Annotated in this window: 13 protein-coding genes; 4 read left to right on the top strand and 9 right to left on the bottom strand. The window is 40.2% G+C overall.

Annotation, left to right across the window (positions count from 1 at the left end; genetic code table 11):
• Nucleotides 1–251: 251 nt before the first annotated feature.
• The 8 genes from EZ444_RS07680 to EZ444_RS07645 all read right to left on the bottom strand — a co-directional run bounded on the left by EZ444_RS07680 (nucleotide 252) and on the right by EZ444_RS07645 (nucleotide 16,140).
• Complete coding sequence (locus EZ444_RS07680; RefSeq protein WP_131608140.1) at nucleotides 252–1,382, bottom strand: FecR family protein; 1,131 nt, start codon at nucleotides 1,380–1,382, stop codon at nucleotides 252–254.
• A gap of 69 nt (nucleotides 1,383–1,451) precedes the next feature.
• Complete coding sequence (locus EZ444_RS07675) at nucleotides 1,452–2,030, bottom strand: RNA polymerase sigma factor (protein WP_131608139.1); 579 nt, start codon at nucleotides 2,028–2,030, stop codon at nucleotides 1,452–1,454.
• A 74-nt stretch (nucleotides 2,031–2,104) separates the two neighbouring features.
• Entirely contained in the window at nucleotides 2,105–4,408 is a 2,304-nt protein-coding gene (locus tag EZ444_RS07670) for an aminotransferase class III-fold pyridoxal phosphate-dependent enzyme (protein WP_131608138.1), read from the bottom strand.
• Nucleotides 4,405–6,360, bottom strand: coding sequence for an MGH1-like glycoside hydrolase domain-containing protein (locus tag EZ444_RS07665; RefSeq protein ID WP_131608137.1), 1,956 nt, complete (start codon nucleotides 6,358–6,360; stop codon nucleotides 4,405–4,407). The genes EZ444_RS07670 and EZ444_RS07665 overlap by 4 nt, the downstream gene beginning before the upstream one ends.
• Nucleotide 6,361: 1 nt before the next feature.
• Complete coding sequence (locus EZ444_RS07660) at nucleotides 6,362–9,478, bottom strand: glycoside hydrolase family 2 TIM barrel-domain containing protein (protein WP_225874665.1); 3,117 nt, start codon at nucleotides 9,476–9,478, stop codon at nucleotides 6,362–6,364.
• A gap of 224 nt (nucleotides 9,479–9,702) precedes the next feature.
• Nucleotides 9,703–11,226 carry a RagB/SusD family nutrient uptake outer membrane protein gene (locus EZ444_RS07655; RefSeq protein WP_131608136.1) on the bottom strand — a complete coding sequence of 508 codons (1,524 nt, stop codon included), beginning with the start codon at nucleotides 11,224–11,226 and terminating at the stop codon, nucleotides 9,703–9,705.
• Between the two features lie 19 nt (nucleotides 11,227–11,245).
• Nucleotides 11,246–14,353 (bottom strand): SusC/RagA family TonB-linked outer membrane protein, encoded by a 3,108-nt coding sequence (locus EZ444_RS07650; protein WP_131608135.1) that lies wholly within the window; start codon nucleotides 14,351–14,353, stop codon nucleotides 11,246–11,248.
• 179 nt (nucleotides 14,354–14,532) lie between these two features.
• On the bottom strand, nucleotides 14,533–16,140 hold the full coding sequence (locus EZ444_RS07645; protein ID WP_131608134.1) for a tetratricopeptide repeat protein: 1,608 nt from the start codon (nucleotides 16,138–16,140) through the stop codon (nucleotides 14,533–14,535).
• A 99-nt stretch (nucleotides 16,141–16,239) separates the two neighbouring features.
• On the opposite strand from EZ444_RS07645, the gene EZ444_RS07640 reads away from it, so the two are divergent.
• The 4 genes from EZ444_RS07640 to EZ444_RS07625 all read left to right on the top strand — a co-directional run bounded on the left by EZ444_RS07640 (nucleotide 16,240) and on the right by EZ444_RS07625 (nucleotide 20,481).
• Entirely contained in the window at nucleotides 16,240–16,989 is a 750-nt protein-coding gene (locus tag EZ444_RS07640; RefSeq protein WP_131608133.1) for an AAA family ATPase, read from the top strand.
• Between the two features lie 63 nt (nucleotides 16,990–17,052).
• Complete coding sequence (locus EZ444_RS07635) at nucleotides 17,053–18,501, top strand: amino acid permease (protein ID WP_131608132.1); 1,449 nt, start codon at nucleotides 17,053–17,055, stop codon at nucleotides 18,499–18,501.
• 37 nt (nucleotides 18,502–18,538) lie between these two features.
• Nucleotides 18,539–19,678 carry a radical SAM family heme chaperone HemW gene (gene hemW, locus EZ444_RS07630; RefSeq protein ID WP_131608131.1) on the top strand — a complete coding sequence of 380 codons (1,140 nt, stop codon included), beginning with the start codon at nucleotides 18,539–18,541 and terminating at the stop codon, nucleotides 19,676–19,678.
• A 17-nt stretch (nucleotides 19,679–19,695) separates the two neighbouring features.
• Nucleotides 19,696–20,481, top strand: a complete 786-nt coding sequence (locus EZ444_RS07625; RefSeq protein ID WP_131608130.1) for an SDR family oxidoreductase — start codon at nucleotides 19,696–19,698, stop codon at nucleotides 20,479–20,481.
• A gap of 30 nt (nucleotides 20,482–20,511) precedes the next feature.
• Here the strand turns inward: EZ444_RS07625 and EZ444_RS07620 are convergent, their stop codons facing one another.
• Nucleotides 20,512–21,633 (bottom strand): formylglycine-generating enzyme family protein, encoded by a 1,122-nt coding sequence (locus EZ444_RS07620; protein WP_225874664.1) that lies wholly within the window; start codon nucleotides 21,631–21,633, stop codon nucleotides 20,512–20,514.
• Nucleotides 21,634–21,657: the final 24 nt, after the last annotated feature.

Below are 21,657 nucleotides of genomic sequence, written 5' to 3'. Positions count from 1 at the left end.
TGCCTAGGTTAAAAGCATTTGATTTCATACTTTTGAAATGGTTTGAGTTGATATTGATTGGTTGGACTAATTATTCTTCTCCCCCCTTATAAAAAAGGAAGAGAAAGGTTACCTCAAACTTTTGCCGGATTGTGCTTCCAACACTTTCCGGTTTTTTTATTTAAAGCCACCTGGTTTTCAACTCTAGCTTGGTTCTTGTAGCTGTTTTTTCATTCTGGTTGGTTTCTAATTAGTTAGGATTTAGTTAATTTTTATTTAGTTACTATAATTTTTCTTCTTTCTATGGTAAAGTGAACTTTACCTGTTGATTCGATAAGAGATAAGACTTCTGAAATGCTCTTAGAACGGGAAACCAATCCTTCCAACGATACGTTTTGAGGCACATCATCGCGATAAACAACCTGTACATCGTACCAACGGGCTATTTTACGCATTATGCTTTCCAGCCGCTCTTCCTTAAATACAAAGTCTCCATTTTTCCAATCTATTTCATCCTCTACCTCTACCGCGATAACCTTTAAGCCACTAGCTTTCAATTCGGTCTGGAAGCCAGGTTTCAGTATGACTTCAGAAATACCGCCTGATTTGGGTGTAACTTGTACGCTACCTTCCAGCAGAGTTGTTTTCGTACTGTTGTCATCAGCATAACTCTTGACATTAAAGTGTGTGCCGAGAACTTCAACCTCCTGCTTATCCGTTCCCACAATAAAAGGTTTGCGATTAACTTTTGCCACCTCAAAATAAGCTTCTCCCTTTAACTCAACCCTTCTTTCTTTCATGGCAGTAAGGTTGGCAGGGTACCTTAAAGATGAGGCCGCATTTAACCACACTTTAGATCCATCAGGTAAAAGTATTTGATACTGTCCGCCTTTTGGAGTTTCGATGGTATTGTATAAAGATGACCCGGCATTATTTTGCGAATCTTCGATGGTATAAATCAATTGTCCATCAGCGGTTTTCGTAATTAGTATTCCGGCTTGCTCACCCAAATCACCAGTTTTGGCTTCGGTTAAGTTGATGACTTTACCGTTCGCCAATGTTAAGGTTGCTTTATTGCCCCCAGGAGCAATGTCATGTTTTGCCAATTTAGGTACTGAATCTTTATCCTTGTTCGTATAAAAAAACATTCCGGCAGATAAAGCAAGGAATAAGATAGCTGCCGCTGCAATACGTGACCATAGATATATTTTGCCTGGCCTTTGATCCTTTTTAAGGTTCGTTAATACAAGATCAAGATCCTTAGCACGTTCTTCCAATCCAAACTGATAAGGTTCAGGCTCCTGATATTTTAAATACCAACGCTCAAGCAATGCTTTTTCTGCTTCGCTTGCGGTCCCGTTTTTATAATTGTCCAGTAAGGCTTTAATTTCTTTTTCTTGCATAAACATATGAAGCCCCAATGTGGCTTATATTGAGTAAGACAAGATGATCGGCAGGAAGAGGTATTGGATTTAAAAAAAATAATAAAAATAAATTAGCGTGCCCAATTTCTTCCTCAGCACCTTCAAAGTATTGGTCATTTGCTTTTTAACGGTTTGTTCGGTAGTGCCCAAAAGTTCAGCAATCTCTTTATGACTTAGGTTTTCTCTACGGCTTAACAGGAATACTTCTTTCATTCGTGGTGGCAAAGCATCAATTTCTTTTTCAATCAGTGCTTTTAATTGATTTTCTCTGACCAGGTGATCTGCAATAACCGACTCCTGATCTACAAATGATTGAATAGAAGCAATGTATTTGTTTTGCACCTCTTTATGAACAATCTGGTTCAGAATATAGTTTCGCAAACTGGTATACAGATACCCAGATAGGTTGGTATTTACATCGAGTGTTTCGCGCTTAGCCCAGAGCATGGTAAATATCTCCTGAATAATATCCTGACTTTCTTCTCGATTACGGGTTTTGTTCCAGGCATGGTTATGCAGGACAAACTTATAGCGATGGTAAATTTGTTCGTACGCTGCCCTATCCCCTACCTTAAGCAGTAGCAGCAACTCCTGATCTGAAATATTTTTTAAATCTACGTCTTGCATTTATCCCCGGGAGATCGAAATGCGCACATTCCCAGTGCAATAATAGGAATTTATATGCTTAAGCGTATAAGATTTTATAGCCCTCCAAGTACTTCGTCAAGATTAGTTAAAAAAGATGCTGCATTTTCGATATTAAATACCATTGGCGGTTTAATTTTTAAAACATTATGAAATGGCCCATCTGTACTAATCAAGAAACCACGATCTCTCATTTGTTCTACAACGACATCAATCTCTGGCACTGCGGGCTCCAACGTTTCCCTGTTCCGTACCAGTTCGGCACCAACAAATAACCCTTTGCCTCTTACATCACCAATGATCACATGTTTCTCCATTAGCTTTTTAAGCCCCTCAATAAGATAATTGCCCGTTTCCAGTGCTCTTTGCTGCAACTCCTCCTCAGAGATCACATTCATCACTGCAATGCCTGTTTCCATAGATACCGGATTACCGCCATAGGTATTAAAGTACTCTAATCCATTATTAAATGCAGCAGCAATTTCTTCAGTCAATACGACCGCAGCAAGCGGATGGCCATTTCCAATCGGCTTCCCAAGCACCACAATATCAGGCTCTACGCCCTGTAACTCAAAACCCCAGAACTTTTCTCCCACTCGTCCAAAACCAACTTGCACTTCATCGGCAATACATAAACCACCGGCAGCCCTTACATGACTATACACAGCTTTCAGATAACCATCTGGTAATGGTATTTGTCCACCAACACCAAGTAACGTTTCACAAATAAATGCAGCGATACCAGTTCCTTTGTCTGACAATTGCTTAATGATATCGGCGATATCTTCAGCATACTTTTCTCCAGCATGCTCATCTCCATATCGATAATGCCCACGATACAAGTCCGGATTCATCCCTTTATGGATATAAGGCTGCTGCCCGGATCCGCCCTTGCTATCAAATTTATAAGGACTCAACTCCATAGCCACTGTGGATGTACCATGATAGGCATGATCTAACACGATAACATCTTTTTGTTTTGTAAAATGCCTGCTAATGCGAATGGCAAGATCATTGGCCTCGCTTCCCGAATTGCAGAAATAACAAACGTTTAGCTTAGGTGGCAAGGTGGCGGTCAGCATTTTAGCATAAGTAACCAGGCTATCGTGCAAATACCGGGTATTGGTATTCAATTTGACCAGTTGTTTTTGCATCGTTTTAACCACCACAGGATGGCAATGACCTACATGGCTCACATTATTGACACAATCGATATAAGTATCTCCTTTATCATCATAAAGATACTGCAGGGCCCCTCTGGTAATTTTTAAATTCTTTTGGTAACTGATACTCAAATTTGTCCCTACCACCTGCTTTCTTTCCGTTTTTAAAGCCAAATCACGCTCCTCATGCCCCAATACAGTAGCATAACCGCAACATAGGTTAAACTGGTTTTGCGCGTACAATGGATTTATTTTTATCCATTGATACAACAGTGTCCAGGCATCCTTTTCTGATATAAAATGATGTACATTTTCGCTCTTACTTCTTTGCAAAGCAGAGGTAGTAACACTTTTACAAAGACGTGCAGCGATCAGGTAATACAAGACCGAAAGTTCTGTTTCTGTTAAAGGATAAATCCTATGGTAACTTTTTAACAGGGTTTGCGCAGCACTTAGTGGATCCTGTTTTTTAAACATCACATAGGTACATGCAATGGCTATGTTGTTAATCAACTGACTCTCCACCATATCGCCAAAGTCAATTATCCCACTTACTTGCCCGTCTTTAACTAATACATTATAATCATTCGCATCGTTATGAATCACGGCTTTTCTAAGCTGGTGCTGTAAAGGCATAACTTCCATTTCATATTGCAATAGAAAGTAATCCACCATTGTCCTTTTTTCGTGATCCTTAATCTTCTGCAAATAATCACGACAGGTCATTACCTGCGCAAGGTCCCATTCCGTAAAACGGTAAGCAGCTGGATGGCTAAAATCTTTGAGATAAAGATCCATATTGGCCAAGGTGGTACCCAGACTGTCAATCACCTCTGATGGGCAATCCTTTAAATCCCCCATAAAAGTTCCATCCAGATAAGACAATACTCTTAGGTATAAAATATTTCCATCAACCTCTAATACAGTATAAGCCCCACCATCTGAATTGGCCAGCACATTTTGTATCCTGATGTTTTTATCCTTCTTCCTTAAATGAGCCATCGCCTTAAGCTGTGCTTCTAAAAAGTAAGGATCAAGGAGGTCTGTCGTTACTTTAGCGATTAGCTTTTTCCCCTCAGCATCCTGAATCAGGAAATTCTGATCCTCATAACCAAGTATCTTTTCTATGGAAGAAAGCTTCTCCATGTTATAATGTTTGTGGAGTAATTCTTTTAAATATTGTTCGGAAACTATCATAACCTATTTTCTTTTAACATCATTAACAAGTGCGCAGCAGACCAGCTAAAATTTTTCGCATTTAAACCTTTTCCGCTGAGCGGATGATAATTTTCACGAATCGGCCCCTGTCCAGATAGGCCTTCTGCATTCTCCAGCAGCTTATCTAGAAAATAACGAGCTTCTTTATGGTATCCGTATTGATGTAGGCCATTTACTCCAAAATATACCTGATCCAGCCAAACCGGACCTCTCCAATAGCCTTTGGTTGGATCAAACTTTGGATGATCAGCCGCCAGTGTAGGTAAAGGTACTGCTGTGTTAAACTTACCTTTCTTTTCTATCATTTGCAATACTGCCTCAGCCTGCTTAGGGCTCGATAAACCGGCCCACAATGGGATCCAGCCTTCTGACCCTTCCGCGGTTATCCATTGTCCATCCATTAACCTATCGAAATAGTATGACCTTGTCTTATCATAAAAAGCAAGGTCAATTTGTTTTTTCAATGGGGCAAGTTGCTTCCGCCACTCAATAGCTTGCTGCTTTAAACCCAAAACAACTGCAATCTTAGCCAGGTACTCTTTTTCGGTATACAGGTAGGCGTTCAAATCTACAGACTCCTGATTTAGCGACCATGCCTTTTCATTATTCTTAAAAAGCACGGCATTATCAAAACGTACGGCATTATCCATTCCACTTTCCCAGGCCGCAGCAATCCTTGTTCCATCAGTTGAACCATATTCACATAGTCCATTTTTATTATGATCACGATTTTTATACCACCAATTGTGATATTTAACCAACTTAGGATAAATACCTTTTAGGAAGCTTTTATCTGGTGATTGTTCATAAACTTTCCAAACGCCCCAGGCTGCAAGTGGGGGTTTGGTATCGCGCCAATTGTTTTCTTGCTTATCGGCATAAACGCAATCTGCAACCATTCCATATTCATCCTGATAATCGAACATGGAAAGGATATTATTTCTTGCCAACTGCGGATTAAAATAACTCAAACCTACTGCTTGCTTCCAACTATCCCAACTCCAAAAACCGTAAAAGCCTTGGTAATTCAAGGATGGAAATACCCCATCATGCAACAAATCTTTTGCTTTACTTCTCCAATTGGTCGTTAAAGTTACAATAGACTTTACTGCGATCCGTCTTTGTATAGCATCCTTTAATACAGCGCCTGGCGCATTAAAATAACTATCCAGGTAATTGTCCCAGCGTAGCCTGTTAACCTTTAACAGGCTGTTGAAATCGCCTTTGTTTTGGGCAATTTTAGGGGATTCAAGATCATACCGTTCTATTCGAGTTGTGGTATAGGTCTTGCCAGGCAGCACCGTAAATTCGGCTTGCGTTGCTTTATATCCCTTGTCATACAGCTCAAAAGCAAGTCGGTTCTTCTCTGAAAAAACGATTTGAAAGCGATGGTTACCATTAAAATCTACAGCAATACCATTCCCTTGCTGCTTCAGGTTGGCTTCCTTTAACAACACCAAGCCCGACCAATTTAGCCGCAGTTTCTTTTTCACTGAAGAAAGGTTACTGATACTAGTGTTGATCATGGCTTCGCGGTTAGAAACAAAGATCAGTTGTAGTTCAATTTTTAATCCATCCACCCACAATTGCTGTACTAACAGGCCTGGGTAGTAATGAATTTCGGCCTGGGCCTTGCTTAAATCAACTAATTTCCCTGATTCGGTTACAGTCAGTTGAGCCATTGCATTAGCCAACCAAATCCCGCTCATGTCCATCACCATTGGGCCGATAAAAGTACCATAATCCGCAGCATTCTGCGGTAGTGTATAAGCATGCCATGCTCCCATATCCGAAAATACATTGGTTTCTATTTGAGTGGGATTGTCTACATGATAACCTAATTTTAAAACATCTGCGAATTGCTTTCCTGAACTTTGTCCGAAAGCTGTACTCAGCACCAAACTGAGTAGACTTACTAAATAATACTTCATCTTAATCTTTTGCTCTTTCTGTTAGAATTTCTTTGCTAAATACTGGTCGTAGTGTAAACGAGTAGTTATAATCTTTGTATGGAAGCCTGTATTGCGGATGCGTTTGTGCACCCCAGCTATTGTCGCCGCCAACCCCCATTTGCTGAAAGTCTATATTCCACCAAACCTTACCTTCATCAACCATTGAACCGCCATGAATATTCTCTTTGGCATCCCGATCATAGTCGAGGTTTTTCATGTCAAAATGTAGTATCCCTATGCTTAATGTGGTTTTGCCAATTGCCATTAATCCTGTTCCGGCAGGGTTCTGCAATGCAGCCCAAGTCACATCCGTACGATAACCGCTTTCCTGAGCCCTCGGATAAGGATAAAAAAGCGCATTTGCTTTCATTTTATATAAGTCAACAGCTGACGCATAGTTTCTATCTATATAGTTATCATACGGCCCTCGTCCCAACCAGCTTACCTGATCATAACTTGGGTTTAAAATTACCCGCATCCCAATTCTTTGTGGTTCAGGGTATTTCCCATTTCTTGTTTTCAGCTGATAATCGACCATTATATCGCCATCCCCCTTCACCTCGTAATTAATATTAACATTTGCATCTACTGCGGGCAGATAATAAGCCGTTTTCACCTGGTAAGTCGAGGGAGATATTTTAGTATACTCAAGGCTTTTCAGTTGCGCCGTTTTAAAAGCATTTTGCCAAACCTTACTTCTAATCTGTAGGCTATTGCCAATATCATTATCCGTTGCAGCGCGCCAAAAATGAGGCTCCAGGGCTTGTTGTATCAACTCCTTACCCGCAACTTGATAGCTTTCCAACAATCCCGTTTTTTGGTTAAAGCCGACAGTAAAACCCTTCCCCGAGAAGAGCAACTTAGCATTATCGTTTTTCAGTCCCAAGGCTGGTATCTCCTCCTGTATCGCTGCTCCATTTACTTGTATAGGTAAAATAAACTGCTCCCTTGCAATTACAAAACCTACGGGTAGTAATTCTGCTGCTTTCCTAGTTCGAAATTCAAGATTAATAAAATACTTGACCCCGCGCTTAGGTATAAAAGAGGGTACATTGAATTGTACATCTTTCTCTCCTCGTGGCAAAAGGGATAATTCATCAACATCACCTTGGGCGACAATTTTTCCATCCCCTTTAATTCTCCAACTGAGCTTATAATTGGCCAAATCAGTAAAATCAAACCTGTTTGTAATTGTAAAAATATACTTATCCAGATCTTTGGCTTCAAACCCCACATTCTGATAAACCTTTTGTAACTCGTAAGCCTGGGGATGAAAGGTACGATCTGCTGCCAACAGCCCATCTGCGCAAAAACTGGTATCGCTGGTTAGTCCAACCGTTCCCATATCACGACCAAAGCCCCATATTTTATTCCCTTTTTTATCTTTTATCGCAAAAGTCTGATCACAAAAATCCCAGATAAAGCCCCCTTGCAACTGTGGGTACCTATAAATCAGATCCCAATCGTCTTTCAGGTTTCCACCGCTGTTGCCCATCATGTGTGCATATTCGCATTGAATCAAAGGACGGTTGCGCCAGGTTTTTACATAATTCTCCATTACGGTGATGGATTTATACATCGGACAGAAGATATCAGAATAGCGTTCGTCCTTCGCCGCTTCGTATTGAACAGGTCGACTATCATCATTGACCTTTAACCAGGTATAACAAGCCATTAGGTTTTCACCGAAACCACTTTCATTTCCAAGTGACCAGGTGACAATGCAGGTAAAGTTCTTATCTCGTTCCCACATTCGTTGCACCCTATCCAGGTAAGCATTTTTCCATATTGGCTTGTCGGACAAGGTTATCAATGGCGTAAAACTCATTCCATCACATTCTATATTCGCCTCATCCACAACATACAAACCATATTTATCACATAAAGAATACCAGCGCTCTGCATTGGGATAATGACTGGTTCGTACCGCATTGATATTCATTTCTTTCATCCTGCGAATATCGAGGAGCATATCTGCCTCAGTAATCACCTTAGCAGTAATCATATTGAACTCATGTCGATTTACACCTTTAATTTTAATGGGAACTCCGTTGACAAGAAACAAACCATTTTTCACCTCTACCGTTCTGAATCCAAGGGGATGAACAATACTTTCAACCTTTAGCCCTTTCTGATTTAGATGTGTGATTTTTAGCTGATACAGATTGGGATGTTCTGCGTTCCATGATTTTACATTGGGAATTTTTGTATGGAAGTTAAACGTTTTATCTGTCTTAATTGGCTGTTCTGACTGGTAAACAAGTTTGCCTGAGGCATTAAAAAGTTCTACTTTCAGCTTCCCTTGTTCTTTTTGATCCGCGGTTTTATTGAACACCACTTTCAGTCCGAACAACCCATCTTTGTACAGTGTATCAAGTGTGCTGTTTACTTTAAAATCAAACAAGTGAAAAATTGGTCTGGCAATCAGGTATACGCTTCTTTCAATCCCACTTAGCTTCCACATATCCTGCCCTTCCAGGTAAGTCGCATCACTAAAACGGAATACCTGCAAAGAAACCGTGTTTTTTCCTGTTTTAAGAGCCTTAGTGATGTCAAATTCTGTAGGCGTTTTGCTGTCCTTACTGAAGCCAATATACTGTCCGTTGATCCATAAATAGAAGAACGAGTTGACCGCTCCCAAATGGACAAAGATCTGTCTCCCTGTCCAGGATGGATCGATGGTAAATTCTCGTTGATAGGAACCTACGGGGTTATAATCTTTAGGAACAAAGGGCGGATTTGGAGGAATTGGATACTCTACATCAGTAAAGACATACTTATCAAAGCCTTCTGTTTGCCAGTTTGCGGGTACTTTTATTTGCGCCCAATTTTTAGTCTGCTCCGGGCGTTTAAAAAAGTCGAGGGACCTCAATGAAGGATTCTGTGCCAATTTAAATCGCCACATTCCGTCTAATGGAAGTTTTGGCGCTTCTGCCGGAATAAAATGAGCATGTGCGGGAGAAGTATTAAAAGAAGGTTGCTCTGGATTTTCCCAGTCATTTTGCTGTGCAAGCAGCATTTGGGGTATCACAAGTAAACCATAAAACAGGAATCGGAAAGTTTTAAAGGGATTCATCGGCAATGATAATTGGTTCAAAAGCTACGTTTTAAGGCATGTCACGTCATCCTGAATTTTTCAGGTAGCATTTATTGATTCTTGTCTTCAAGAATGCTACGCAGTTTATTTCAGGATCTCGAAAGAGAAAGACAACCTTGCAAGTGCGGGATCCTGAAATAAATTCAGGATGACGAAACGACTAACAAAGTGCCTTTCACATGATGTTCGTACCTTTTCGAACACCTTTCGGATAAGTAATTCAATTAATGCGCCTGGGGATTGTTGTTCGTTTCTTTAAGCGGAGTTGGATAAAAGGCTTTATCAGCCGTGAATTTTCTTCCTGCTGCCTGCATATTTTGATCTAACAAACCCCAACGTCTAAGATCATAGAAACGACTACCCTCAAGCGTAAACTCCATCACCCGCTCGTGCATGATGATATTAAAGACGGCTTGTTTATTACCAGCTGGTGCATCAGGAAGGTTGGCTCTTTTTCTTACCTCGTTAACTGACTTTATAGCATCAGGGTTTCCTTGCTCATTTAGTACTTCGGCATACATTAACAATACATCTGCATATCGCATTAGCGGGAAGTTAATGGCGTTGGACCTTCCTAAGCGATCTTGATTTGCAGGAGTCCATTTTCTGAAAGCAATGGTTTGTTTACCTGCACCAAAAGCAGCATTATAGGTACTCCCGTACACTTGCGGACTAGCAGGGTTATTAAAATAAGGATCATTGAAGAAAATACTTGGATATACCCTTCCGTCGTAACTGCCATTGGTAGCTATTTTCCCTTCTTTGAGCATTTCGGTCAACAAACGTGGTGTCCCATAAATTTCCCCATATCCGCCAAGTTCGGATGCCGCAACCCAATCACTCAGATAAGAACGATAAACAGCACCACCTGTTGCATCGGCAGACTGCTGAAGTTCAAATACTGATTCTATGCTGTTTTTCGTAACTCCATTAAACATATTGCCGAAATTCGGGTCAAGGCTATACTCTTTGGGAGTAATCACAAGCTCCAGCCATTTCTTTGCCTCTACATAATAAGCTGTAGCATTTGTTTTATCATCACCCGCACGGTAAAGATATACTTTGCCAAGATAGGCATCCACAGCTCCTTTTGTTACCCTACCCAACTCAGTTGTCGGCCTTTCCGAACGACGTGGCAGATCAGGCTCGGCCCCTTTTAAATCTTTCAGAATAAACTCATAAACTTCAGCACGAGAAGAGAAGCCTTTAGCCAAATCGGCTTCAGAGGTAGGCACTTTATCTCTGATAATGACCTGACTAAAATTATTCAATAGTTTAAAGTGGTAATAGGCCCTCAAAAACTTCGCTTCTGCAAGAATTTGTTTTTTACTGGCATCATCGATAGCTTGACTGCTCATTTTGCCAACGTTTTCAATCACCTGGTTGGAGAAGTTTATGCCTTTATAATTCTCTCTCCAAAGTAGATCGATGGCATAGTTCCCTGAGGTAAAATTAAAATTATAATGTTCTACCCACCATGGATAATTAAAGGCATCAGATCCTGGTAGAATATAATCTTCGCGATAAAACTCACGCACAGACCGGGCTTCAACATAATTGTCCCAACCAACAAAACCCTCCAGCTGAGAATATGCAGCTGCCAGGCCAGATAAAGCCCGGTCTTTATTGGTCCAGAAATTATCTACAGTTAGCTGATCTGGAATCTGTTGATCCAGCTCACTTTTTTTACATCCCGATGCTGCCAGCAACGCGATACACAATCCTATATATAGTTTATTTGCTTTCATTTTTTGAAAATTGAATGGTTTAAAAAGTCAATTGAACACCGGCCAGCAGCCTCTTATTTTGTGGATACAACATACGATCGACTCCGGTATCCAGGGCGCTAAACGTTCCAACTTCCGGATCCAAGCCTGTGTATTTGGTAAAGGTTACCAGATTCTGACCACTTAAGTAAACTCTCAATCTCGAGAACTTCATTTTCTTTAATACCTCATTTGGCAAGGTATAGCCCAGTTGAACCAACTTTAATCTCAAATAGGCTCCATTTTCAAGAAACCTTGTCGACTCCCTCGTGTTCGTATTTGGATCACCAAGTACCGCCCGCGGCATCGAGGTATTGGTGTTTTGTGGTGTCCAGGCCGATAAAGTAGTGGCTAAGAAATTCCTTCCGGCATCCATTCCTTCTAGCTCAAAGCGATTTCCATTGTAAATTTTATTACCCCCTACACCCTGCCAGAAAAGAGACAGGTCGAAGTTTTTAAAGGTTACACCAATATTGAAACCATACTCGTATTTGGCAAAGCCTGAACCCTGATAAGTTTTATCCTTTTCATTTATTACTCCATCGTTGTTGGCATCTCTAAAACGAACATCCCCGGCAACTGCATCTGGCTGTAAAGGATCTCCGGCAGCATTCTTATAATTTGCGGCTTCTGCATCCGATTGAAACAATCCATTGGCTTCGTACAAGTAAAAAGCGCCAATCTCTCTGCCCACAGTAGTTTGAGTAGGGATATGATCTGTACCAAACCTTAAACCTGTACCAAACAATACCTGATCTGGATTGGCCAGGCTAATCACTTTATTTTTTAACAAACTAAAAGTACCGCCTAAATCAAAGCGCCAGTCATTTTTAGTAAACTGATAGTTCGCTTCCAGCTCAAGGCCTTTATTAGAAATCTTTCCTACATTCAGAATTGGATCCAGTAAACCCGCTGAAGGGGGAACTTCTTTTGTAATTAATAAACCATCGGTAACATTGTTATAATAGTTTATTGAGCCTTTTAATGAATTATTAAACAATCCAAAATCCAGTCCCAAATTTTTCGACTTAAGGGTTTCCCATTGCAAATCACGATTTAACAAGGTATAGCTTGCTGAGCCTGGCCATGGTGTAGAACCTGAGCCTTGTACATAGCCGCCAGACCAGTTATTGATTGTAGTGATCAATGCCTGATGGTCATAATATCCCAATGCACCTTCGTTACCCAACTCCCCATAACTTGCTCTTAATTTTAAGTTAGTCAACCAGCTTACATCCTTCAGGAAGGTTTCTTTGCTGATGTTCCATCCCGCAGATACTGAAGGGAAAACTCCATAGCGTCTATCTTCTCCAAATATTGAAGAACCATCACGGCGTACTGAAACCTGTAACAGGTATTTATCATCATAAGCGTAATTTAATCGGGCCAGGGTTGATAAACGCACGTACTTATTATTTGACCCCGCTGCATTAAATGTTCCGCCGATCCCTGCAGTAATGGTGTTAAAATCAGGATTACTGAATCCTGCGGGCACTTCTGTCTCTACAATATTGCCATTTACAACTGTCCGAACTATGGTCTTACCATCCACAGTTGCACTTAAAAATTTATTGGTTTTTTCCTGTGCGGTATAGCCGGCGACCAGCTTGAAACTGTGCTTATCAATATTCAGATCATAATTCAATAGATGCTCCATCAAACGTTCTTTATAATTGGAGGTACGATTGAATACTCTTGGAAAAGACACTGCGGGATCATTGGCATTAGCCCTGAATGAAGGACTATGCTCGTAATCATCCGTTTGTGCATTGATATAACTCAAATTGGCTGTATAGCTCAATCCTTTATAAAGCTTAAGATTTAACTTTATACTCCCAGCAAGGTATCTTGTTTTTGAATTTGCATCCAGAAAATGATCAATACCTATGGGATTTTGAAATTTAGGCAATCCATCTACGGTTAAGGCATAGCCATATTGCTCGTTGTTATCAAAGACAGGTAGCAAGGGCGATTGGAAATAGCTATCCTTTACATCGAATTTTGCTGCCTCCGAAACAGTTTCAGTATACACGATATTACTGCTTACATTCAGTATACCCTTAGTGAAATCATTTCTTGATTTTATTGATTTCTTGTTGAATTTAGAGCCAATAAAAGTTCCCTTATCATCCGTTAAATCACCACTTAATGCATAGGTCAGGTAATCACTTCCGCCACTCAATCCTATGTTATAATTCTGCGAAACACCTCTTCTATTGATCAAATCCTGCCAGTCGGTGTTTACACCCGTGTTTTTTGTTAAATAGGCAGGGAAATCGGCAGGCAATGCACCTGCATTGGTATACATTTGAGTATGTACTTTTTTATAGCCCTCGGCATCCAGGAATTTGTATTTTTCTGTTGGCGTAACCGTGCTGTAAAAACCAGAGAAATCAATTATAGGTGCCCCCTTTTTACCTTTTTTAGTGGTGATCAGAATTACACCGTTGGCACTATTTGATCCATAAATAGATGCCGCAGCTCCATCCTTTAAGACTTCAACTGAAGCCACGTCGTTACTACTCAAATAGTATGGATCTCCAGGCACACCGTCAATTATATACAATGGCTGGTGCACACCAAATGTACCGATCCCCCTTAAACGGACATCCGAAGCCTGGCCTGGGTTACCACCCGGACTACTTACAGATAGTCCTGCCACCCGTCCTTGTAAAGCATTTACAGGATTGTTAGCGGCAACCTTATCTAAAGTCTCTCCACTTACGGAACTTACTGCACTGGTTAAATTACTTCTTTTTTGCGTACCATATCCGATCACCACCACTTCATTCAATCCCGTCATATCCATCATCATCTTTACTGTGATCTCTTTACCACTGACAACAGTCGCTTCCTGAGTTTTAAAACCTACCGCAGAAAAAACCAGAATATCGTTAACTGAAGCTCGAATAGCGAAATGCCCTAATCCATCTGAAACTGTTCCTGTAGTAGTCCCTTTTACTTTAATACTGATACCGGCTACCGGTTGGTCAATCTCATTTAGCACCTGCCCTTTTACAAGGTTGTCTTGAGCAAAACTTTCGCCTGTAATGAATAACAGGAGTAGTCCAAAAAGAAAATGAATTGGCCATCGTAAATTTTTAATCATAATATTTGGTTTTAAAGTTGATCTAATTCCGAACCTTCTGATCCGGCTGATTGGTTACTCAAACCTAAATATTAACCCAGCTAAAAAACGATTTTTGCTACCCCTACATCATACACAATTCACCACTACACGACCTCTACAAACCGCCATTAAACGTATGCAAACACGCTTTAGTGCATTTAGAAAGATTTTAGAAAATCATTCAGGCTATCATTAGTAGACAGTCCAAAATGTTTCCGCAGCCGGTATCTTGCCATCTCTACCGACTTGACTGAAATGTTGTTTAGGGAAGCTATCTCTTTAATAGAAAGATTGAGTCTGATCTGTGCGCATAAGCGTCGCTCATTTTGAGTAAGCGTAGGGAATTTTTGTTGCAGATTGTAAAAGAAATCCTGGTATTTGGCTTCAATCTGTAAATTGAAATCTTCAATGTATTTTTCGCTATTCACGTCGTAACGAAATTTATTAACCAGCTTATGAAGCCGCTGCATGGCATCTTCGCCTCCACTCTTTTCAAGAACCGTTAATTCTTCCATAAAATTGCCGATGACTTCATTTCGATGAGACATGTACATGGAGTAATTTTTGAGCTCCACATTATTAAATTCAAGCTTATTGCTGAGCAGCTGCTGCTTCACTTCGGCCAACTCTGTTTTTTTCCGTTGCCTATTTCGCAACTTATTATAAAGTAGTAAGCCTATAATGATCAATAACACAACAATGATGGCCAAGGTATTGCGCTGATACGATTTTAAAGTCTTTTCGAGATTTAGCGCCTTAATTTGCCGTTCCTTTTCTTGGGCTTCCCGTTTCATTGTCAACGTTAACAATGCATTGACCTTATTTTGAGATAAAAATTCTTCACGAATGGCATTATATTTCTGGATACACCCGTAAGCATGCTTATAATCACCGGTAAGCTGGTACAGCTGAGAAAAGATCTTATAATAGTCGAGCAATTTTTCTTTCTTAGAATTGGAGGTGGATTTCTCTATGTAATTGAAGGCTTTATCCAACGCCTGCTTAGCTTCCTGATAATGCCCAAGCTTCACTAGAGAGAAAGCCATTTGATTGTTTACTTCTGCAAGCGAAAGGAGCTGACCCGGTGAATATTTGAGGGCCAACTGGAAATACAAAATTGCTTGCTTATAATCCCCTGTATTATTACTACTTATTCCAAGGTTATTATAAGCAGCGCTAGTTAAGGCCTTATTATTGAACTTTTTCGCTTGTGCTAATACCTGTTCAAAATAAACTGCAGCTTCCTTAAACTCATTCTTTAACTGGTAAATCAGTCCAATCCCGTTCAATGAAACAGCCGCTTTTTGTTCATTCCCCGCCTTTTTATATAAATCATAGGCCATCGTATGATACTTAAGAGAAAGCTCTGCATTCTCTACATCATAATATATCCAGCCTAATAGCGTATAAGTAGCGCCAATTTGTTCGGGCGTTCCCTTTTCTTTATAAATCTCTAGTGCATTAAACCCATATTCAAGGGCCAAATCATAAATATCATTGTACAAATAACCTTCGGCAAGGATAACCAAGGCATCGGCTTGTTGCGGCTTTAATTTATTTTCATAAGCCAGCAGATATGCTTTATAGGCATAAGCAATTGCTTGATTTGTAGCATCGCTATTTAACTCCTTCGCTTTTTTATTTAAAACACCAATCCTCTCAATTACTGAATCTTGTGCCAACAGTTGATCAGATCCGGCAGCGGAGTTTAGACCAAAAATTACACAAAGAAAGAACACGGCTATAAAACAATTTATTCTCGGCATTGATCCTTATTTTTCTTTCTTAAAACGAAATTACAATATAGACAAAATAGGTATTCAATCTTTTATTTCTCTTATAATTGCATTAACAATTAAAGAATTATGGATTTTTCCGGGTATGTAAATACTGTTCAATTAGATCTGCCTGAGGATATACCTACAGATTATCCTTTTAACATTCCAACCATACAGCATTTTAAAAAAATAATCTTTCATCCAAAAGTGACCTATTTAATTGGTGAAAATGGGATGGGTAAGTCGACCTTATTGGAAGCAATAGCGGTTAATTTAGGTTTTAATGCAGAAGGTGGTAGTAAAAATTTCAACTTTGACACGCAGGCTACTCACTCGAGCCTACATAATTATTTGAAAATTTCTAAGGGTGTTCATAGGATGCGCGACGGTTTCTTTTTAAGGAGCGAAAGCTTTTACAATCTGGCATCTGAAATAGATTCGAGAGACTCAGAACCAGGAGGAGGACGCATCATCGATTCCTATGGCGGCAAATCTCTACATCAGCAATCTCATGGTGAGTCGTTCTGGGCGCTGTTCATGAATCGTTTTGGGGGCTCGGGGCTTTATATTTTAGATGAACCGGAGTCTGCATTGTCCATTACACGCCAAATGGCCATGCTTTCGCAAATGGACAAATTGGTGAATAAACGTTCGCAATTCATTATTACCACACATTCACCAATTATACTGGCCTATCCGGATGCGACCATTTATCAGATGACACCGGACGGAATACATAAAGTGAAATATAAAGAGACTGATACTTATCAATTGTATAAAGGATTTCTAGATAACCCCGAACAAATGACATCGATCTTATTGGATGATTCAATATAAGTTCCCACTTTTGTTGGAATTCTGAGTGATACTCATATTGTAATTGAATAAACACCATACATATTGAAACCAACCAACGAAAAACCTGAGGATCAAAAACTCAAAAGAGGTTTGCAAAACAGGCACATTCAGTTAATAGCTCTTGGTGGAGCCATCGGGACAGGATTATTTCTTGGCATTGGTCCAGCCGCTGTATTGGCTGGTCCTTCAGTAATCTTAGGTTATGCACTGGCAGGCATTATTGCCTTTTTTATTATGCGTCAATTAGGTGAAATGGTGGTTGAAGAGCCTGTTTCAGGTAGTTTTAGCCACTTTGCCAATAAGTACTGGGGATCTTTTGCCGGCTTTGCTTCTGGTTGGAACTATTGGGTGTTATATATCCTGGTCAGCATGTCGGAGCTGACTGCCATTGGCATTTATGTACATTTCTGGTGGCCCGAAATCCCACTGTGGTCATCGAGTCTTTTCTTTTTTATAGCTATTAATGCCTTAAACCTCACTTCTGTTAAGGTGTATGGCGAGGTAGAATTCTGGTTTTCAATCATAAAGGTTGTAGCCATTATTGCCATGATCATTTTTGGTGTTTATTTACTTTTTAGTGGTAGCGGTGGCGAACAGGCAAGCATTCAAAACCTATGGAATGATGGTGGATTTTTTGCAAAGGGCTTGTTTAGTGGAGATGGAAAAGGGGGCTTTCAGGGATTATTTGCTGCAATTGCATTAATTATGTTTTCATTTGGTGGACTGGAATTAATAGGGATAACAGCAGCAGAGGCAGAAGCACCAGAAAAAACGATCCCAAAGGCTACCAATCAGGTGATTTACCGGATTCTGATTTTTTATGTAGGTGCACTCGTGATCCTGTTTTCACTATCCCCATGGAAAAACATTACGACTGACAGTAGTCCTTTTGTGATGGTTTTTGAAAGTTTAAAGGGCTTTCAGTTTACCCTTATGGGCAAAACTATCTTTTTTACAAGTGTGATCGCTAACGCGCTTAATGTGATTGTGTTGACAGCAGCTTTATCCGTTTACAACAGTTGTGTTTACAGTAACAGCAGGATGTTGTTTGGATTAGCACAACAAGGAAATGCACCTTCTTTTTTATCGAAGCTGAATAAAAATTCAGTACCGATAAATGCAATTCTAATATCAAGCCTATTTGCGGCGATTTGTATTATAGTCAACAAGCTCATGCCGGAGAAGGCATTGGAGATTTTGATGTCGCTGGTCGTATCCTCGCTAATTATCAATTGGTTGATGATCAGCATTACCCATTTAAAATTTAGAAGGAGTAAAGAAGCAGATCAGGTAAAAACCAAATTCCCTTCTTTTATCTATCCCCTATCAAACTATATATGCCTGATTTTCCTGGTAAGTATTTTAGTGATCATGTGGATAACAGGCTTGAAAATATCTGTCGAGTTGATTCCTGGATGGATTTTACTACTATACATTTGCTACTTGTTGGTTAGTAAAAAGAAAAGCAAAGAATACAGTAAAATACAATAAACGGGCTAAAGGAATTTAACTTCATTATCTTTGCCAAATGTCCGGAATTTATATCCACATCCCTTTCTGTAAAAAGGCCTGTACCTATTGCGATTTTCATTTCAGCACCTCGTTAAAGTATGTTGATGAAATGACTGATGCCATTTGTGCAGAGATCATTAAAAAAAAAGACAGGATAACCGACCAGGTGGGCAGCATTTATTTTGGTGGCGGAACACCCTCTGTACTGCCTTCAAAAAGCTTTGAAAAGATCTTTGATACACTAACACAACATTTCTCCATCTCATCGGATGCTGAAATTACGATAGAAGCTAATCCTGATGATCTGAATGCTAGGAAAATAGCAGAGCTTAGACAGCTGCCTGTAAACCGTTTTAGCATAGGTATACAATCTTTTTTTGAAGAAGACCTGATCTGGATGAACAGGGCCCACAATGCAAATGAAGCCGAAGATTGTATAAAACGTAGCCAGGATGCCGGATTTGAAAACCTAAGCATTGATCTCATTTACGGCTATCCCTTACTAACCGACAGTAAATGGCTTAGCAATATCAATAAAGCTATTGAATTTCAAACCCCTCATATCTCTGCCTATTCACTTACGGTTGAGCCCAAAACTGCTCTTGCAAGCGCAATTAAGAGAGGGCAACAGCCACCTATTAATGACGAGCAAAGTGCAGCCCAGTTTATCACGCTAATAGAGAAACTAAAAGAAGGCGGTTTTGAACAATATGAGATTTCTAATTTTAGCAAGCCTGGGAAATATGCGGTTCACAATACCAATTACTGGCGTGGCATCCCGTATCTAGGCATAGGTCCTTCGGCTCATGGTTTTGATGGCCAAACCCGATACCTGAATGTTGCCAACAATGCACAGTACCTGCAGCATTTAGAAAAAGGCGAACTCGCAGAAACTATTGAAGAGCTTGACCAATACGACAGGTTTAATGAATACATCATGACTTCCTTGCGTACCATGTGGGGCACTGATTTAAATAAAATTGCTGCTGATTTTGGCCAATTGTTCTTGACAGATACATTAAAGGCAATAAAGCCATTTATAGAACGGGCCTGGCTAACAAAGCAAGACAACCATTTGGTTCTGACACAGGAAGGTAAATTATTTGCAGATTACATTGCTTCTGAATTATTTTTGATTCAGGATGACCATCTTTAACCATCAATATAATAAACATGAAGAATAAGGTTGTTTGGATTACCGGTGCATCATCCGGTATTGGTGAAGCACTAGTATATGCTTACGATAAAGCAGGTGCTAAACTTATCCTGTCATCTCGCAACAGGGATGAACTTTACAGAGTTAAAAGCAACTGTAAAAGCCCCGTTAACGTCCATGTACTGCCATTAGATCTTGAAAACACAGCATCTCTGACAGATAAAGCTGAAGAAGCAATTCGCATCTATGGTCATGTAGATATACTCATCAATAGTGGCGGGATCAGTCAACGCAGTCTTGCATTAGAAACGACCCTTCAAACAGAGCAGCGTCTGATGAATGTGAACTTCTGGGGAACAGTTGCACTTAGTAAAGCTGTATTGCCAAATATGATTGCCAAAGGCGGTGGGAAAATCGTTTGTATTAGCAGCCTGGTAGGCAAATTCGGCACGCGCTTTCGTTCTTCGTATTCGGCTTCAAAACATGCTTTACACGGCTATTTTGATTCTTTGCGTTCGGAAGTATTTGATAAAAACATCCAGATCATATTGATTTGCCCGGGTTTTGTTAAAACAAATGTAACACTAAATGCTTTAACAGCTACCGGAGCTCCTTATGGTATAAATGATCATGGTGTGGAAACCGGGATCACAGCCGAAGATTGTGCTAAACAAATGATTAAAGCCATCAATACCAATAAGGAAGAGGTCTACATTGGCGGCAAAGAAGTGAAAGCTATTCTGTTTAAACGCTTATTCCCTTTACGTTTCTCTAAATATCTAAGAACCGCTAAAGTAACTTAACGCAAACGTTTGTGTTATTTTTTATAAAGATCAATTGGCGACACATCTAAAGCCTGTATTTTCCAATCCTGTATCAACAGAAGACTTCATTTTAGAACTCACTCTGTAGCCTTTGCAGTAAGAAGAATGGCACATAAATGATCCGCCCCGGATAATCTTCTTAGGGATAGTAGGCTCATCAGGATCAAAACTTTCTGCGGGCCCTTTAGGATTGCTTTGTTTACCTTTTTGAGTTTTATAGTAATCAGGTGTATACCAATCGGCAGTCCATTCCCATACATTACCCGACATATCATACAATCCGTATCCGTTTGCAGCAAATGATTTTACAGGGGCTACACTTGCAAAGCCATCCGTTTTTAAATCTGTATAAGGAAATTCGCCTTGCCAGGTATTTGCTTTGGCTTTACCCGTAGCTAAATCCTCATCACCCCAAGGATACTTTTTACTTTTAAGTCCACCACGAGCTGCGTATTCCCACTCCGCTTCGGTAGGCAAGCGCTTACCGGCCCATTTGGCATAAGCCGCAGCATCTATCCAGGATACTTGCGTAACGGGGTAATTGTCTTTGCCAATAATATTGCTTTTAGGCCCTTGGGGATGCTTCCAACTAGCGCCTTCAGTCCAGCTCCACCATTGCGACACATCGTTAATATTTATACGTTTAACAGGCTTTTTAAATGTTAAAGAAGCTGGCTGCAACAATTCTTCAGCTGGTTTAGGTGTTCCCGGTGGCAACTGTTTTTTTAATTCCTCCCAATCTGGCTTCCGCTCGGCTTGAGTGACATAGCCTGTAGCTTTTACAAAACGTGCAAACTGCGCATTGGTAACTTCGCTTTCATCAATCCAAAAACCATTTACAGCCACTTCATGTGAAGGATATTCATCAGGTCGACCTTCGTTATCTGATGCTCCCATCGCAAAATCACCGGTAGGAATAAACTTCATTCCCTCATGCGAAGTCTTACCCTCAGCCTCTTTTGAGCCTAGGGAATCTATCCCCGTAATTGCTCCAAACCTTTTAGGTAGTTTCGCATCACAGCAACTTAAATCTTTCTTTTCAGCGGCAGCAGACTGCTCATTTGTTTTATTTTTTTGCTTACAGGAAACGATAGAAAGTACTGCAAACAAGGATAAAATAGCTATTCTCACAGCGCTAAATTAATGATAAAAAGG

It is taken from the genome of Pedobacter hiemivivus (assembly GCF_004331685.1).
GTDB classification, from domain to species: Bacteria; Bacteroidota; Bacteroidia; order Sphingobacteriales; family Sphingobacteriaceae; genus Pedobacter; species Pedobacter hiemivivus.
This window is presented reverse-complemented; position numbering and strand designations above follow the sequence as displayed.

Bases quoted from the DNA above. Each gene is read 5' to 3' on its own strand.
- EZ444_RS07665 (WP_131608137.1), bottom strand. From the start codon at position 6,360: ATGAAGTATTATTTAGTAAGTCTACTCAGTTTGGTGCTGAGTACAGCT.
- EZ444_RS07625 (WP_131608130.1), top strand. From the start codon at position 19,696: ATGAAGAATAAGGTTGTTTGGATTACCGGTGCATCATCCGGTATTGGT.
- EZ444_RS07650 (WP_131608135.1), bottom strand. From the start codon at position 14,353: ATGATTAAAAATTTACGATGGCCAATTCATTTTCTTTTTGGACTACTC.
- EZ444_RS07670 (WP_131608138.1), bottom strand. From the start codon at position 4,408: ATGATAGTTTCCGAACAATATTTAAAAGAATTACTCCACAAACATTAT.
- EZ444_RS07645 (WP_131608134.1), bottom strand. From the start codon at position 16,140: ATGCCGAGAATAAATTGTTTTATAGCCGTGTTCTTTCTTTGTGTAATT.
- EZ444_RS07680 (WP_131608140.1), bottom strand. From the start codon at position 1,382: ATGCAAGAAAAAGAAATTAAAGCCTTACTGGACAATTATAAAAACGGG.
- EZ444_RS07655 (WP_131608136.1), bottom strand. From the start codon at position 11,226: ATGAAAGCAAATAAACTATATATAGGATTGTGTATCGCGTTGCTGGCA.
- EZ444_RS07675 (WP_131608139.1), bottom strand. From the start codon at position 2,030: ATGCAAGACGTAGATTTAAAAAATATTTCAGATCAGGAGTTGCTGCTA.
- hemW (WP_131608131.1), top strand. From the start codon at position 18,539: ATGTCCGGAATTTATATCCACATCCCTTTCTGTAAAAAGGCCTGTACC.
- EZ444_RS07640 (WP_131608133.1), top strand. From the start codon at position 16,240: ATGGATTTTTCCGGGTATGTAAATACTGTTCAATTAGATCTGCCTGAG.